Raw genomic sequence first — 14,245 nt, forward strand, 5'->3', positions numbered from 1 at the left:
TGATTCGCGTCAGTTGAGCGGGCCGCCGGCGACGTACAGGACCTGGCCGGAGACGAAGCCGGCCTCCTCGCCCGTGAAGAAGGCGATCGCGTTCGCGATGTCCTCGGGCTTTCCGACGCGCTGGACGGGGATCTGGGTGGCGGCGGCGGCCTGGAAGTCCTCGAATCCCATGCCGACGCGCGCGGCGGTCTGGGCGGTCATCTCGGTGACGATGAAGCCGGGCGCCACGGCGTTCGCGGTGATGCCGAACTTGCCGAGCTCCTTGGCGAGCGTCTTGGTGAAGCCCTGGAGCCCCGCCTTGGCCGCAGCGTAGTTCGCCTGTCCCCGGTTGCCCAGGGCGGAGCTGCTGGACAGGTTGACGACCCGGCCGAAGTTCGCGTCCACCATGTGCTTCTGGCAGGCGCGCGACATCAGGAACGCTCCCCGCAGGTGCACGTTCATCACGGTGTCCCAGTCGGTGTCGCTCATCTTGAACAGCAGGTTGTCGCGGAGCACGCCCGCGTTGTTCACGAGGATGGTGGGAGCTCCGAGCTCGGCGGCGACCCGCGCGACGGCGGCCTCCACCTGGGCACTGTCGGAGACGTCGCAGCCGACGGCGATGGCCTTGCCACCCGCCGCGCCGATCTTCTCGACGGTGTCCTTGCAGGCCGCCTCGTCAAGGTCGAGTACGGCTACGGCGCGGCCTTCCGCGGCCAGCCGTACGGCGGTGGCGGCGCCAATGCCGCGCGCCGCCCCGGTCACGATCGCGACGCGCTGCTCGGTGGTGGACATGCTGGTTCTCCTCGCCCTTGGGTGCGGCTCCTGCCGATGCGCTCCGATGCGGCTCGATCGGTGAGCAACCGCTTAGTCTCTCAGCAGACGAGACGCTAGAAGCCCTGGCACTCGGTGTCAACGGCCCACGGGTCCTGTGACACCCCTCAGCGCACCAGCAGCTCGAGCAACCGCTCGACCTCGGCCTCGGGGTCGGTCGTCAGCCCGGTGTGGACCGGCCCCGGCTGGACGACCGTACTGCGCGGCGCGATCAGCCACCGGAACCGCCGTCCGGCGTCGTCGCCCGCGGCCTGACCGGCCTCCGCGCCGCCGCAGCAGACGCCCTCAACCGCACGCAGAGCGGCCCGGACCCCCGCCACGTCCGCCTCCGGATCCAGCGCCCGCAGCTTGCCCTCGTCGAGGTGGGTGCGGGCGGCGACGAAGGACTTGGCGCGGCAGTACACCAGTACGCCCGCGTTGAACTGCTCGCCGCGCTCGACGCGCGGCACCACGCGCAGCAGCGCGTACTCAAAGACGTCCCGCTCGCTCACCTGGCGCCGCCGCTCTTGTCGCTCTTGTCGCTCTTGCCGCGTCCGGTCAGCCAGCCAGGGGCCTGCGACGGCCTGTCCTCGCGCGGGGCCCCGAGCGTGATGCGGGTGTGGATCGTTGCCGCGCGCGGCAGCAGCGCCTCGACGTAGGCGCGGCGCAGCGCGTCGGTGCTGTCGAAGCCCGGCTCGTCGACCAGCCATTCGTCGGGGACGTCGGCCGCGACCTCGGTCAGCAGCTCCTCGCTCACGCGCGGCGCGAGCTCGGCGGCGGCCGCGGCGACGTCGGGCCCGACGGGTGCGAGTACATGGTCGGAGGCGTTGTACGGCTTCGCAGCGGCCGCCTGCGCCGTGGGCCAGTTGTGGTGCCAGATCATCGTCGCGCCGTGGTCGATGAGCCACACATCGCCGTGCCAGACCAGCATGTTGGGGTTCCGCCAGGAGCGGTCCACATTGTTGACCAGCGCGTCGAACCAGACCACCCGGCCCGCCTCCAGCGGGTCCATCGCGTAGGCCAGCGGATCGAAGCCGATCGACCCGGGCAGATAGTCCATCCCGAGGTTGAGGCCGCCGCTGGCCTTGAGGAGCTCCTGCACTTCCTGGTCCGGTTCACCGAGTCCGATGACCGGGTCCAGCTGCATCTGCACCAGGTCGGGCACCCGCAGCCCGAGCCGGCGGGCGAGCCGGCCGCAGATGACCTCGGCCACGAGGGTCTTGCGGCCCTGCCCCGCCCCGGTGAACTTCATGACGTACGTACCGAGATCGTCGGCCTCGACAATGCCGGGGAGCGACCCGCCTTCGCGCAGTGGTGTGACGTAGCGGGTCGCGGTGACCTCATTCAGCATATTCCCAGGCCACCCATCTCTTCAGCCTTGCAATCCACGGTCAACCCTAGAGGGGCGTAACAGCGGGAATCACCCGTCAACGGGCCTGGGGAGAATCTGGGGAGTTTCGGCTGGCCTCCCGATCTCCCCGCTCCCCGAGCAGTCCGTCGATGGCGATGCGCCCCTTGCTTCCGGCCTCCGGCATGAAGTGAGCATAGTAACCGAGGGTGATCGCGGGCGAGGAGTGCCCGAGCCACCGCGCCAAGGTCACGACGGACTCTCCAGCCTCCAGCATGAGCGAGGCATAGGTGTGCCGCAGCACATGGAAGCCGTCCTTCGGGGCCGCCGCCCACTGCCAGGGTTTCGCTCTCTCGGCGCGCGGTGGGATGATGCCGGCCTCTGCCAGCGCGGGCTTCCAGGTGTAGGTGTTCCACGTGTTCACCGCGATGGCGTTGCCGAATCGTGTGGTGAGCAGCAGCGAGAACTTCCTCGCCTGACCCTCCGGCTTCCCCCACGGAAGCTCCACTTCCACCGGTGGGAACGCTTCGACATGACGCTTCAGCTCCTCGGCCACTGAGGAGGGCATGTCGACGGTACGTGTCTTCTTCCCTTTCGGCAGTGCGAAGTACAGCCTTCCACGGATCACCTGGATTTGGCGGCGGACGTGCAGGACGCCTCGCGCGTAGTCGATGTCCTCCGGGCTCAGCCCAAACACCTCGCCCTGACGGAGCCCGCATCCCAGGCCGACTACGACGGCTATCCGGTTTCGTGGGCTGATGACGTCGCGAACTCGCAGCGCCGTCTCCAATCGCCACGCGTCGCGTCGCTCTTGCGGCGCCTTCGGCCACCGCACGGACTTCGCGTGCATGGGGTTCCTGGCCAGCCGCTTGTCGTCAACAGCCGCTTCCAGAATGGAGGAGAGCTCGGACAGAATGCCGCGCTGGTAGTCGACCGAGGAGACGGTTGACTGCAACTTGGCTATGTAAGCGCGCAGATCCGCCGCCGTGATGTTCCTGAGGGGGAGTTGACCCAGGTGCGGAATGATGTGAAGGCGCGCTCTCCGCTCCTGGTTGTCTTGGGTCTTCGGAACTCCGCCCCTGCCCGGCGCCCAGTGCATCGCGATGTAGTCGGCAAGTGTGATGGATCCGTCGCGCGGGTCCACAAACTCGCCCCGCTCTTCGTCCGTGGCTGCTCGACGAAGCCACGCCTTGGCGTCCTCCAACGTGTCGAAGGAGCGATCCCGGACTCCGGGGATACCGGCGACCTTGTACCGCTTCCCCTTGCCGTAGCGAGCGGTTCTTTCCCTCTGCCCGGTTATCGGGTCCTTCTTCTTCTTGATCCAACGATCTTCGATGTAGCCGGCCAGGTGATACTCCTTGTCGAGGGGAAACGGCGCTCTGAGGCGTGGGAGCGTTAGGCGTTGGGGATTCGGCTGGGCCGTTGCTGAGGAGTGGCGCTCAGCGGGCTCAGGACGGCGTTGGAGCGGGAGTCGGCCTGCTCCTGTTCACGGATCCAGGCGTCGACGGCTTCTCGGCGGTACATGACGCGACCGCGAGGACCCATGCGGAAGCTCGGCGGCCCCTGCCGCCGGTGCCGCCAGACGTAGAGCGTGTGCGGTGAAAGGCCGAGATACTCGGCGGCCTCCTTGACGTTGAGGAATGCGGCGCGTATGGCGCCAGCAGGAGCGGGTGCGGCAGATGGAAGGAGCAGCGATCGTGCAGGCATGGAAGTAATGGTCACCACGATCACCGGTTTGGCTAACCGGCGATCGTGGCCTATGTTGCGCTCGCGCTCCGCCAGAGGCTTGTCCCGCGCTGTCAGTCACGCCCCCGAGTTTCCGCACCACGAAACGCTCAGGAACCCCGATGGCACGGGGCCACATGCCGAGTTGCAGCTCCGGGTGCACCGCAGCATGTGCGAGGACGGCCCTATCGCGTCGGTAGCCGCATTGCAGCAAGTCCTCGCCGAAGAGGCCGGCAGCGCGTACGCACAGCCCGGTGGAGACGGCGCCATAGTCGCCCGCCGCCTGGCCGTGCCAGGCGTTCAGTGCGCCGAGGGCAAAGAGAGCGGGTGAAGTGAAGCGAGCCGTCGAATAGCGGGGGCAGACAGGCGAACCTCCCAAGTAGGGGCCATGCCAGCAAGGCAGTCACACGCGGTGCAGGATTCCGAGATATTTCGCAACCCGGGCCGCAGCGGAGTATCTGCGCATCCTGGCCTGGTGTTTTCCGGGACGTTGTACGTTGACATGGCCCCGGCGGAGGTATCCAGTCCTGTCGTCCTATTTCTCGTCTGCCGTGAGCGAATGCCCGTCGGCGGCCTGCATGAAGTCCTCTTGTCGTGGACTTATGGAGGTGCAAGGGATGCGCCGGCGCCTGCATCATGCAGCCGCACAACCTCATTGATGAGTGGACCTGCCACCGCAGTGCCGAAGCGACGCGCAACCCCGAATGACACGCTGCCGACTGACTGATCCACGTCGTGGTCGAGCCCCACTCACCTTCACGGTTGGCGACCGGCTTTCGGTGTGCCCTGGACGGCTGGGTAGGGTCGCGGTACCCGAGCTGGAGAGGTAGTTGCATGGCCAACGAGATTGTGATCGCGCAGACGACCAGTGACGACGAGGATCAGGCGAAGGCGCTGGCCCGGGGCGCGGTCGAGAGCAAGCTGGCAGCGGGCGTTCACATCGATGCGCCGATCACCGCCTTCTACTGGTGGAAGGGGAAGGTCGAGACGGCGCAGGAGTGGCGGATCTCGTACATGACTACGACGGACCGTCTCCCGGCACTGCAGGCGTGGCTGCACGAGAAGCACCCGTATGACATCCCCCAGTGGATCACGCTGCCCGTGACCGGAGGGTCGGAGGCGTACCTGTCCTGGGTGGTCGAGGAGACAGCACAGGGCTGAGGAGCGACGGGCCGGCCGAACGACGGCGTTCCGCGTCCTGGGCTTGCCCGCGTACCGCGCGAGGGGACTCAGGATGCGAACTGCCGGAGGTGCACGGCGAGTTCCCGCTCGCTGTCGGGGAGCGACGCTGCGATGGTCACTGCGCGCTCCTTGCCCATCGTGTTGGGCTTGGCCTGTGCTGCTGCGGCAAACTGGCGTGACACGTAGACCCCTTGGTCAACGTCACCTCCACGCAGCACGGCCGAAGCGAGATCACCGAGAACCACGACGCCTCCGTCCGGGAGTTCGTCTCCGAGGCGGTCGACTGCTGTGTCTGCTGTAGCGGTGAGTTCGGGACTCCCCAACTGACCGTAGACGGAGAGGGCCAACGAGTCCATGCGGTACGGGGTCACAAACCGGACCCACGCCTGCTCACTGGTGTGATCCGCGAAGTCGTAGGCGAAGCGCGCTCGCTCCAAGGCCCGGAGCGCCCCCGTCTCGTCGCCGGCCGCCGCAGCTTCCTCCGCGTGCCTGCCGAGGACCCAGGCGGCAGCAGTAGCGTTGCCGTGACCTCGCACGTCGCTGGCCGCTTGGGAAAGGGACTCCAACTTCGCCTTCGGCGTCGAGGCGCCGTAGCTGCTATAGGTCAGAGCCAGGGCTCGGAGTGGAGGGTGCCCGGCAGTCGCCGCGCACTGCGACGTGACCTTGTAGTAGGCGTCGGCTTTGTCGTGCTCACCCAGGTCCCAGGCCACCCAACCGGCCAGAGCGGCGGTTTCTCCGGCAGCGATAGTGAGAGCCCGCTCGTGCTCGCCGGCACGGGGCAGGGCCGAGGTGATCGCGTCAAGATGCGACTCGACCGTGCCTTGTAGTCGCCGGGCGCTGAGATTGAGTTCCTGGACGTGCAGTTCAGCAGCCCGGTCGATGAGCGCGACGGCGGAGGGCGAATCGATCTTGGACCCCTTACTGAGGGCGAAGGCGAGGCGCCCCCAGGGCTCGGCAGCCGCGCTCACGCCGATGGCGGCACCACCCAGCAGCGTGCGACGCTTCACGGCGTCCTGATCCTCCCCTGCATTGGCATGCCCCTTTCTCTTCCGAGCGCGGGCAGCCTTAGCCTCCCGCTGTAGTTCCTCGAAGGGGACACCGCAGGCCGCCGCGATATGGCCGATTGTGTGATTGGTGGGAATGTTCTCAAAGTTCTCATAGCGGCTGATCTCTCGGCGGGTCATGGTGTCCCGGCCGGAGACAGCGTTGATCGCGTCTGCCTGCTCCTCCTGCGTCCGGCCCGCATCCTGCCGAAGCCGGAGGAGCAGGTCGGCGAACGGATCTGGCATGAGTGTGACCTCTGTTGGTGGGCGGAATCCAATCATGGCCTCAATTCCCCCTTCGGTTTCCCCCCTTGACAGATTTTTCCCCCTCTGGATTCCCCTGGTCGACGGCGTCGCCGCGCGGTGCGATAGCCCCCATGACCAGGTTCGAAGAGGCGACCCCGCCCGGCGGGGGCATCCGTAGTTCTGCGGCCACAGCAGGCATGTCGTGTGTGAGGCCGGCCCAGGAGGACCGACGCAGCACATCGGCCTGGGCCGACATACCGGCGGCACCCCATGCCTGTCAGGCGGCCTTTCTTCCGGATCCCACGAAAGCTGGGGAGATGCGGCAGACAACCAGGGCGTTCCTGCGACGGTGCCGCGTTTCGCCGCCGGTGGCGGGGTTCGTCGTGCTGGCCGTTTCGGAGCTGGTCACCAACGCCATGGTTCACGGTGAGGGCGAAGTCGTGCTCCGGGTCACGGTGACCGTCGAGGTGGTGCGTGTCTCGGTAACCGACCGCAACCCGGCCCCCGCTGTACTCAAGGAAGCCGGACCCGACGGTGAATCCGGTCGCGGAATCCGGCTTGTCAATGCGATCTCAGACGCGTGGGAGAGCAGCGGCGAGGAAACTTGGTGTGAGTTCCGGTACGCGAGGGCTGCGGCTTGAGTCAGACCTCCAGCTGGTCCCCGACCAGCCAAACGACGAGCAGCACAGCTCGGTCACTCCCGTTACGCAGGGCGCTCCGAGGGCCGTTCGCTTGCCTTCGCCCAGTAATTCGGTTCGAGCATCTCGCCAGGCCACGCGGGCTGATGGATCGGGCCCCGAGGTCCCATCTGTTCGAAGTACGGTGCCAGGTCGATCACGGGCGTTCCGTCTACGGCGTCGAGATCGGTGACCAGCAGGTCCCGGCCTTCGACCTTGAGCAACCGCGGGTAGCTGATGGCCAGTTGGTTGGGGCGTCGGTGGTTGCGGTGGACGAACGTACCTGTCGGCGGCCAGTTCTGGTTTCCCCGTGGGCTGCGCGCGTGGAGCTCGACGTCTTCGGGTCGCGCCAGGTGAAAGCGCCACGTCACCGTCAGGTGGGAGAACTCTTCGATTCCCTGCAGCGTTTCGAGAGGGTACGCGTCGTCGAGCCGGATGATCGATTCGACCCCGCCCTGGTAGTCGTCCTGAACGCGGGTGTGGCCCCCGACGACTGTTGCGATCGACTCGGCCTCGTACGTCGCCATCGGCGCTCGTTCCTCTCCCTCGGCGTAGCGTGCACGCCGGCCCCCGGCCAGCGCGGCGAACCTGCTCTGTGGTCAGCCTATGGTGCGCAGCATGCCCCGTGCCCGGTGGTCCAGTTCGGCGACATGGCGACCGCCGCGTTGCCGGACGGGCGAGAGGTCGCTCTGCATGCGGACGATGACGTCGCGGGCGCGGCCGGAATGGACACCGGCCATGGCGTCGAGGGCCTGGTTCCAGGTGGCGCACGCCTCGTCGAGGCGTCCCTGCTGAACCTGGACGGCGCCGAGGTAGCCGAGGGTCACGCTGTGGGTGCGGGCGTACTGCTGGCGGCGGCGCGTGGCCACGCTGCGCTGGAAGTGGATTTCCGCGTCCACCGGCTGGCCCATGTCGCGCAGGGCGCAGGCTGTCTCGTGGGCCAGGGAGGCTTCCTGGAAGAAGCTCATGCGGCCCGGAGCGTCGTTGCTGTCGGCGCGGGAGAGGTCCCGCTCTGCACGGCTGATGGCGGCGAGAGTGCCGGCGCGGTCGCCGTCGGCCGCGAGGGCTCGTGCGTGAACGATCGCGAGCAGTGCTTTCTCGCGGTGGCTAGCTTGGCCGTAGCGGTCGCGGTTCATGGAGGCGTCGGCCAGGACGAGGGCACGGCGGGGGTGTCCAAGGTCCACGGCTTGGTGCGCGAGGGCGCGCAGGATGTGGCCGCCGAGCGGCCCGTCGCCCGCTTCGGCCGCTATGCGGGCGGCGAGAGTGAGGTAGCGCTGGGCGGTGCGGTGCTCGGAGGCGTCGAACGCCATCCACCCCGACAAATAGGTCATCTCCGCCACGGCCGAGTAGGTGTCGCGACGAAGCTGCTCCGTGCGGAACCTGCTGCCGAGCAGGGGCACCGCTTCGTCGCGAAGATGGCCGGCGAGGGCCGAGCGTCCCGAGGCTCCACCGCGCTGCTGGTCACGCGCGGAGTAGAAGGTCGTCAGATCGCGGACATCGTCGATGTCGGCCTGTGTCACCAGTCGGGGCGAGACTGCTGGGCGCTTCGCCGCCGCGGCAGGAGCGGCTGCCCACCACGAGGCGGTGGGCAAGGCGAGGCCGGCGGCCGAGTACGCGGCGGTCGCCAGCAGCTTGCGTCGGTGCATATCGAGGTCGTCGCTTCCCAGCTCGGCCAGCACGGTCAGAGGCTCGACGCTCCAGTCGGAACCGCTGTCGGTCTTGCCTGTCGCTTCACCTTCCAGCCCGAGGTCGGCCAGGGTGAGGCGGCGGCCAAGCCTGCGGGACAGCGTCTCGCGAAGGATATGAGGTGCCTGACCGCTCGGCTGCGTGCCCTGCACCCACATGGCGATGTGCGAGCGGGAGATGGCCTCCAGCTCACGCATCCCGCTCTCCGCGGCTACCCGGGCGACCGCTGCGGCTGCTTGCGGCTGAGACCAGCCCGCTTCGCGCAGAAGTGCGGCGAGGGCGACGTTTCGCACACGGGCCATGGGCTGCCCCTCGGTTCCGAAATGATCTTTGACGCCTTTGACGGCCTCGTCGGTCGCGCAGGCATACCCCCCAACGGGGATTCACGGTTCGCTCAACGTAGCGACCGGATCACTCACTTTGCACGACGACCGTCACCCCCGCACGGCGAACCCCGATCAACTTGGCTTGATCCGAACAGGAGTTGTGTCATGCGTCTCTCGCTGGCTCCCCGCCAGGACGCCTGTCAACGCGTCGCGTCCAACAGGAAGGGCCGCATTGCTGTCGAGCCGGTTTCACAGCGCAATCAAGCGGTGGCCGCGGCGGAGACAGTGGCGCTCGTGCTGGACGAGGGTTCGCCGCTGCCGGAGACCGCCGCCGATGTTGTAGACCTCGCGAGGCGTCTCCAGGAGCGGGAGCTGCGGTGGCTGCCCGGCTACGAGAACTCCGGCCCGGTCCGGATCGGCAACGGGGCTGTAGACCAGCTGCAGCTCGACGTGTACGGCTACGTGATCAAGACCCTGTACCTCGCCCACCAATGCGGGGTAGCCCGCTGCGGGGACGCCGCGGTCCTGCACCAACGACTGGTCGAGCACCTCGCCGAGCGGTGGCAGACGCCCGACGAGGGAATCTGGGAGATCCGAGGTGAGCGCCGCCACTTCGTGCACTCCAAGGTCATGGCCTGGGCCGCGATCGACCGGACCATCCGCCTGGTCGAATCCGGCGCCCTGGACGCCGACCTGTTCGCCCTGATTGAACTGCGCGCGGCCATCCACCAGGAGGTGTGCACGCTCGGATTCGACCCGGTCCGCAACACCTTCACCCAGTCCTACGGATCACATGAGATCGACGCCGCCCTCCTGCTGATCCCCCGGGTGGGATTCCTGCCTCCCGACGACCCCCGAGTGCTCGGGACGGTGGAGGCAGTACGCCAGCAACTGTCCACCCCGGAGGGCCTCGTACGGCGATACCCGACCGCATCGGGCTCGACGGCCTGAACGGTGACGAGGGGACCTTCCTGCTCTGCTCGTTCTGGATGGTCGACGCGCTCGCCCTGACCGGCCGCCCGGACGAAGCCCACGCTCTCTTCGACCGGCTCCTCGCCCTGCGCACCGACCTCGGTCTGCTCGCCGAGGAGTACGACCCAGCCACCGGGCGACAACTGGGCAACTTCCCGCAGGCGTACAGCCACATCGGGGTGATCGGGTCCGCACTGCTGCTGCAGCAGCTCGACTCGGGGGCGTTCGCAGCCGAGGCCGACGTGCTCTTGGCGGCGGGTGTCTGATGAACACGACCGCCACCACCATGGTCATCGTGCTCGCCGCCGCGGCCATCGTCGCCGTGGCAGCGGCCTGGGTTACCCACCACCGCTGGCAGATGACGCGGCGGCAGGCACACCTCCTGGCCCGCGAACAACAGGCCACCGAGGGTGCCCTGCACAAGCTGGTCCACGAGACGCTGCCCCAGATCCACCAGTCGGGCGGTCGGATCACGGTGCCGGCCCCCGCACCGGAACTGGCCGGCACCGCAGTCGGTGAGCAACTGACCAACGTGGTCAAGGGCACCGCCGGCGTCGTCCAGGCCGTGATCCGCGACATCCAGTACGCGGCGCACCAGGAGATCGAGCAGGCGAAGACGCTCGGGGCGGAGGAGTTGCGGCGTTCGCACACCGCCGCCCAGGAAGAGATCGCTCGGGTAAGTTCCACTGCCGTGCGGTCGACCGAGGCCGCAGTGCGCAGTGTGTCGTCGGCGCTCGTGGGCATGGCCGCCAAGACCAGCCGCAAGGTCAGCGAGGGCGTGCGCGAGCACGAGGACGACGCCGCGTTCGAGACGCTGACCGATATCGACCACACCGTGCAGCAGATGCTGCTGGTCGCTCAGGGCTGGACCATCTTGGCCGGCGGCAAGCTGACCCGGCACTGGCCCACGACGACGCTCACCGATGTGGTGCGGGCCGCGATGGGCTACGTCGAGGACTACCAGCGCGTACAGCCCCAGGAACTCACCGTCGCGGTGAAGACCCGCGTGGTCGGGCCCGTGGTGCACGCCCTCGCGCTCCTGCTGGACAACGCGCTGCGCTTCTCGCCACCACAGTCGAGAGTGCACGTGTCCTTCGAACAGGGCCACCACGGAGTCACCGTCTTCGTGGACGACAGCGGCCTGCAGATGATGCCGGAGCAGCTCGACAGCGCCCGGGACATCCTCACCGGGCAGCGCACGGACGACATCACGCAGCTCGGCGCCCGCCCGCAGACCGGGTTCCGAGTCGCCGCCGCCCTCGCGCGCGCCTACGGATTCCGGGTCGATGTCCAGGCGCCCAACTCCCTTCTGGGCACCCGCGCGCTCCTCACCCTCCCCCAGGACCTCCTCACCACGGCGCCCCAGGCGCCGCCGGCATCCTCGCAGGCGGCGCAGGAGGGCCCGTCAGCTCCTCTCGCCTCCGCCCCGTCCGGCCGGCTCCCTGCTCTCGCCCCGGTTCCGGTAGCCACGCAACCCGCGCTCACCCCCGTCCCGCCGACGGCCGGGGAGTCCGACCAGGAGGGTTCCGCTGTCCGCACGACCGCCAGCGGACTGACGGTGCGCAGCCGCCGCGCCGCACCCGCCTCCGCTCCCGTTCTCCGCCCTGCTAACGCCGAGCCGGGGCGGGCGAGCGTGATCGCCGCCTGGGCCCGTGGCACTCAGCGCGCCCGCGCCGAGCAGGGCACCCACGTCCCCACTGCCGACAACGACCAAGGACACGACGCATGACCGACAAGGACCTCGGCTGGCTCCTCGAAAGCCTGGAGGAGACCGCCGGCGTGGAATACGCCGTGCTGGTCGCCGCGGACGGCATGAGCCCGGCCTACACCGACCGGCTGCCGCGCGAGCGCGCCGAGAAGATCTCGGCCATCGCCTCCACGCTGTGGGGAGCATCGCGGGCCTACGACCGGGAGACGAACGGCGGGGGCGTCCGCCAGTTCGTCATGGAGTCGGTCGACCACATCTCCCTGCTCATCCCGGCTGGCGAGAACACCATGCTCGCCGTCCGCACCGACAGCCCTCACGCGGACATCGGGGTGATCAGCGAGGCCGCCCTGCGCTTGGCCGCGAGCGTGGGCGAACAGCTGGGTGTCCAGACACGCATCGCCGGGGGCACGGAAGCACCGCTGGCATGAGCAGGCCGCGGCAGGACCCGGATCTGGTCAGGCCCTACGTCCGCACGGGCGGACGTACCCGCCCCAGCAAGGACGTGCGCCTGGAGAGCCTGGTCTTCGCCGCGACCGGCACCCGTCCCGGCCTCAACCCGGACGCACGGCGCGTGCTCGCCCTGTTCGCACCCGCGCAAGGCGGAGGGCTGGCCGTCGCCGAGATCGCCTCCGCACTCACCCTCCCGCCCTCGACCGCCCGGATTCTCGTCGCCGACCTCATCGGACACGGACTCATGACCCTCGCCCAGGGCCAGGACGACGACCGGCCCCCGGCCTCACTCATCGAAAGGGTTCTCCATGGACTCCGCGCTCACGCCTGACCGGTTCGTCGCGCGCACGGTGACGGCTACCGCGAAGATCGTGGTCGCCGGAGCCTTCGGCGTGGGCAAGACCACCTTCGTCGGCAGCGTCTCCGAGGTGCCTCCGGTCCACATGGAGGAAACCATCACCCGGGCGAGCGCCCTGGTCGACGACCTGGCCCGCACGCCTGCCAAGTCCACCACCACCGTCGGCGTGGACTTCGGACGCAAGCACCTCAGCGACGACCTCGTGCTCTACCTGTTCGGTACCCCCGGCCAGGCCCGATTCAGCTTCCTGTGGCAGGAGTTGATCATCGGCGCCCTCGGCGCCCTGGTCCTCGTCGACCCCCGCGACCTGGACGCCTCCCACGAAATCCTCGGCCTCCTCGAAGAGAACGGCGTCCCCTACGCGGTCGCGGTCAACCAGTTCGACGGCGCGCCCCGCCACCCGCTCGAAGAAGTCCACGAGGCCCTCGCCCTGGAGGGACACACGCCGCTGACCGTGTGCGATGCCCGCGAGCGAGCGTCCTGCATGCAGGCCCTGATCCAGCTCACCGAATACCTCGCCCGTCTCGCGCACCGTCTGGAGCCCCGACCGTGAGCACCGCGACCCACCGCATCCCCCTGTACGAAGCGGACTTCGCCCAGAATCCGCACGCCGCCTACCAGCGCATGCGCGAGCAGTTCGGCCCTCTGGTCCCCGTGGACCTGGCCCCTGGCGTGCCCGCCACGCTGGTCGTCGGCTATGAGGAGGCTCGCCGCATCCTCGGCGACCCGCAACGTTTCCCCGCCGACCCGCGCCAGTGGCAGACCTCTGTCCCCGACACCTGCCCCATCCGGCCGATGATGGAGTGGCGCCCCAACGCCCTGCGCTCGGCCGGTGCCGAGCACGCCCGCTACCGGGCCGCGAACACGGAAGCCCTCGTGGCTGTCGACCAGCACGCGCTGCGAGCCCACGTCGAACTGGTTGCCGAGCAGACCATCAACGCCTTCAAGGGCAGCGGCAAGGCGGACCTGTTGTCCCAGTACGCCTGGCCTCTCGCGTTCCAGACGCTCAGCCACCTTCTCGGCTGCCCCGACGAGGTCGGCCACCGGATCGCGGACGGAATGGCGAAGATCTTCGACGGGGTCAACGCCTCCATCGGCAACCAGATCATGGCCCAGGCCGTGGCGGACCTCGTCGCCCTGCGCCGCCGAGAGCCGGGCGACGACGTGACCAGCAGGCTCCTCGTCCATGTCGCCCGGCTGGACGACACCGAGATGGGCCAGCAGCTCATCACCCTGTACGGGGCGGGCATCGAGCCCCTGACCAACCTGATCACGAACACCCTCCTGGAGATGCTCACCAACAGTGAGTTCTCCGGTGACCTGCACGCTGGCGACGCCTCCGTCCGCGAGGCCCTGGACAGCGTCCTCTATCGCGACCCGCCGCTCGCGAACTTCGCGATGTCCTACCCGCCCCGCCCGGCCGACATCGGCGGGTACCTGCTGCCCGCCGACCAGCCGGTGGTCGTCAGCTATGCCGCCTGCAACAACGACCCTGCTCTGGGAGCCCACCGGCCACTGGGCAACCGGGCCCACCTCGCCTGGGGCGCCGGCCCGCACGGCTGCCCGGCCAGCACGCACGCCTACCTCATCGCCGAAACCGCCATCCTCCACGTCCTCGACGCCCTGCCCGAGATGGACCTCGACGGCCACCGCGACGACCTCGTCTGGCGCCCCGGCCCCTTCCACCGCTCGCTGGTCGCCCTCCCCGTCACCTTCCCCTCAAGCTGAAAGAGGC

At 68.7% G+C, this 14,245-nt stretch carries 15 protein-coding genes and 1 pseudogene; 8 read left to right on the top strand and 8 right to left on the bottom strand.

The genetic code is table 11. The annotated features are described in order from the left end of the window. Window positions 1-9 precede the first annotated feature (9 nt). From fabG to NLX86_RS28100, 5 genes are all read right to left on the bottom strand, one after another. Window positions 10-771, bottom strand: a complete 762-nt coding sequence (gene fabG / locus NLX86_RS28080) for a 3-oxoacyl-ACP reductase FabG (protein WP_254374601.1) — start codon at window positions 769-771, stop codon at window positions 10-12. Between the two features lie 146 nt (window positions 772-917). Further along, window positions 918-1,301, bottom strand: coding sequence for a DUF3037 domain-containing protein (locus NLX86_RS28085; protein ID WP_254374602.1), 384 nt, complete (start codon window positions 1,299-1,301; stop codon window positions 918-920). After that, the gene (locus NLX86_RS28090) at window positions 1,298-2,140 is read right to left on the bottom strand and encodes a HipA family kinase (RefSeq protein WP_254374603.1); all 843 of its coding nucleotides are present in this window, start codon (window positions 2,138-2,140) and stop codon (window positions 1,298-1,300) included. Before NLX86_RS28090 ends, NLX86_RS28085 begins: the two co-directional genes overlap by 4 nt. A gap of 76 nt (window positions 2,141-2,216) precedes the next feature. After that, window positions 2,217-3,485 (bottom strand): site-specific integrase, encoded by a 1,269-nt coding sequence (locus tag NLX86_RS28095; RefSeq protein ID WP_254374644.1) that lies wholly within the window; start codon window positions 3,483-3,485, stop codon window positions 2,217-2,219. Between the two features lie 47 nt (window positions 3,486-3,532). Beyond that, window positions 3,533-3,844 carry an AlpA family transcriptional regulator gene (locus NLX86_RS28100; RefSeq protein ID WP_254374604.1) on the bottom strand — a complete coding sequence of 104 codons (312 nt, stop codon included), beginning with the start codon at window positions 3,842-3,844 and terminating at the stop codon, window positions 3,533-3,535. Window positions 3,845-4,696: 852 nt separating this feature from the next. Here NLX86_RS28100 and cutA point away from each other — a divergent pair. Continuing rightward, window positions 4,697-5,023, top strand: a complete 327-nt coding sequence (gene cutA / locus NLX86_RS28105) for a divalent-cation tolerance protein CutA (protein ID WP_254374605.1) — start codon at window positions 4,697-4,699, stop codon at window positions 5,021-5,023. A 68-nt stretch (window positions 5,024-5,091) separates the two neighbouring features. On the opposite strand, the gene NLX86_RS28110 is transcribed toward cutA, so the two are convergent. After that, window positions 5,092-6,333 (bottom strand): helix-turn-helix transcriptional regulator, encoded by a 1,242-nt coding sequence (locus tag NLX86_RS28110; protein WP_254374606.1) that lies wholly within the window; start codon window positions 6,331-6,333, stop codon window positions 5,092-5,094. 254 nt (window positions 6,334-6,587) lie between these two features. Between NLX86_RS28110 and NLX86_RS28115 the strand changes: the two genes are divergently transcribed. Beyond that, the gene (locus tag NLX86_RS28115) at window positions 6,588-6,974 is read left to right on the top strand and encodes an ATP-binding protein (RefSeq protein ID WP_308409655.1); all 387 of its coding nucleotides are present in this window, start codon (window positions 6,588-6,590) and stop codon (window positions 6,972-6,974) included. Between the two features lie 62 nt (window positions 6,975-7,036). Here the strand turns inward: NLX86_RS28115 and NLX86_RS28120 are convergent, their stop codons facing one another. Together NLX86_RS28120 and NLX86_RS28125 are read right to left on the bottom strand one after the other, a co-directional pair. Beyond that, window positions 7,037-7,537, bottom strand: coding sequence for an SAM-dependent methyltransferase (locus NLX86_RS28120; protein ID WP_254374608.1), 501 nt, complete (start codon window positions 7,535-7,537; stop codon window positions 7,037-7,039). Between the two features lie 72 nt (window positions 7,538-7,609). Then, a complete protein-coding gene (locus NLX86_RS28125) occupies window positions 7,610-8,998 on the bottom strand; it encodes a Tat pathway signal protein (RefSeq protein WP_254374609.1) in 1,389 nt (462 codons plus the stop codon). Between the two features lie 375 nt (window positions 8,999-9,373). On the opposite strand from NLX86_RS28125, the pseudogene NLX86_RS28130 reads away from it, so the two are divergent. From NLX86_RS28130 to NLX86_RS28155, 6 genes and pseudogenes are all read left to right on the top strand, one after another. After that, window positions 9,374-10,260 (top strand): annotated as a pseudogene (locus NLX86_RS28130) (glycoside hydrolase family 15 protein); the annotation flags it as partial. Then, a complete protein-coding gene (locus tag NLX86_RS28135) occupies window positions 10,260-11,723 on the top strand; it encodes an ATP-binding protein (protein ID WP_254374610.1) in 1,464 nt (487 codons plus the stop codon). The pseudogene NLX86_RS28130 and the gene NLX86_RS28135, both read left to right, overlap by 1 nt. After that, complete coding sequence (locus NLX86_RS28140; RefSeq protein ID WP_254374611.1) at window positions 11,720-12,130, top strand: roadblock/LC7 domain-containing protein; 411 nt, start codon at window positions 11,720-11,722, stop codon at window positions 12,128-12,130. Before NLX86_RS28135 ends, NLX86_RS28140 begins: the two co-directional genes overlap by 4 nt. Beyond that, the gene (locus tag NLX86_RS28145) at window positions 12,127-12,483 is read left to right on the top strand and encodes a DUF742 domain-containing protein (protein ID WP_254374612.1); all 357 of its coding nucleotides are present in this window, start codon (window positions 12,127-12,129) and stop codon (window positions 12,481-12,483) included. Before NLX86_RS28140 ends, NLX86_RS28145 begins: the two co-directional genes overlap by 4 nt. Continuing rightward, complete coding sequence (locus NLX86_RS28150) at window positions 12,461-13,063, top strand: ATP/GTP-binding protein (RefSeq protein WP_175309475.1); 603 nt, start codon at window positions 12,461-12,463, stop codon at window positions 13,061-13,063. The genes NLX86_RS28145 and NLX86_RS28150 overlap by 23 nt, the downstream gene beginning before the upstream one ends. Then, window positions 13,060-14,238, top strand: a complete 1,179-nt coding sequence (locus NLX86_RS28155; RefSeq protein WP_254374613.1) for a cytochrome P450 — start codon at window positions 13,060-13,062, stop codon at window positions 14,236-14,238. The genes NLX86_RS28150 and NLX86_RS28155 overlap by 4 nt, the downstream gene beginning before the upstream one ends. The last annotated feature ends 7 nt before the right edge of the window (window positions 14,239-14,245 follow it).

Source organism: Streptomyces sp. A3M-1-3, assembly GCF_024213665.1.
Taxonomy (GTDB): Bacteria; Actinomycetota; Actinomycetes; order Streptomycetales; family Streptomycetaceae; genus Streptomyces.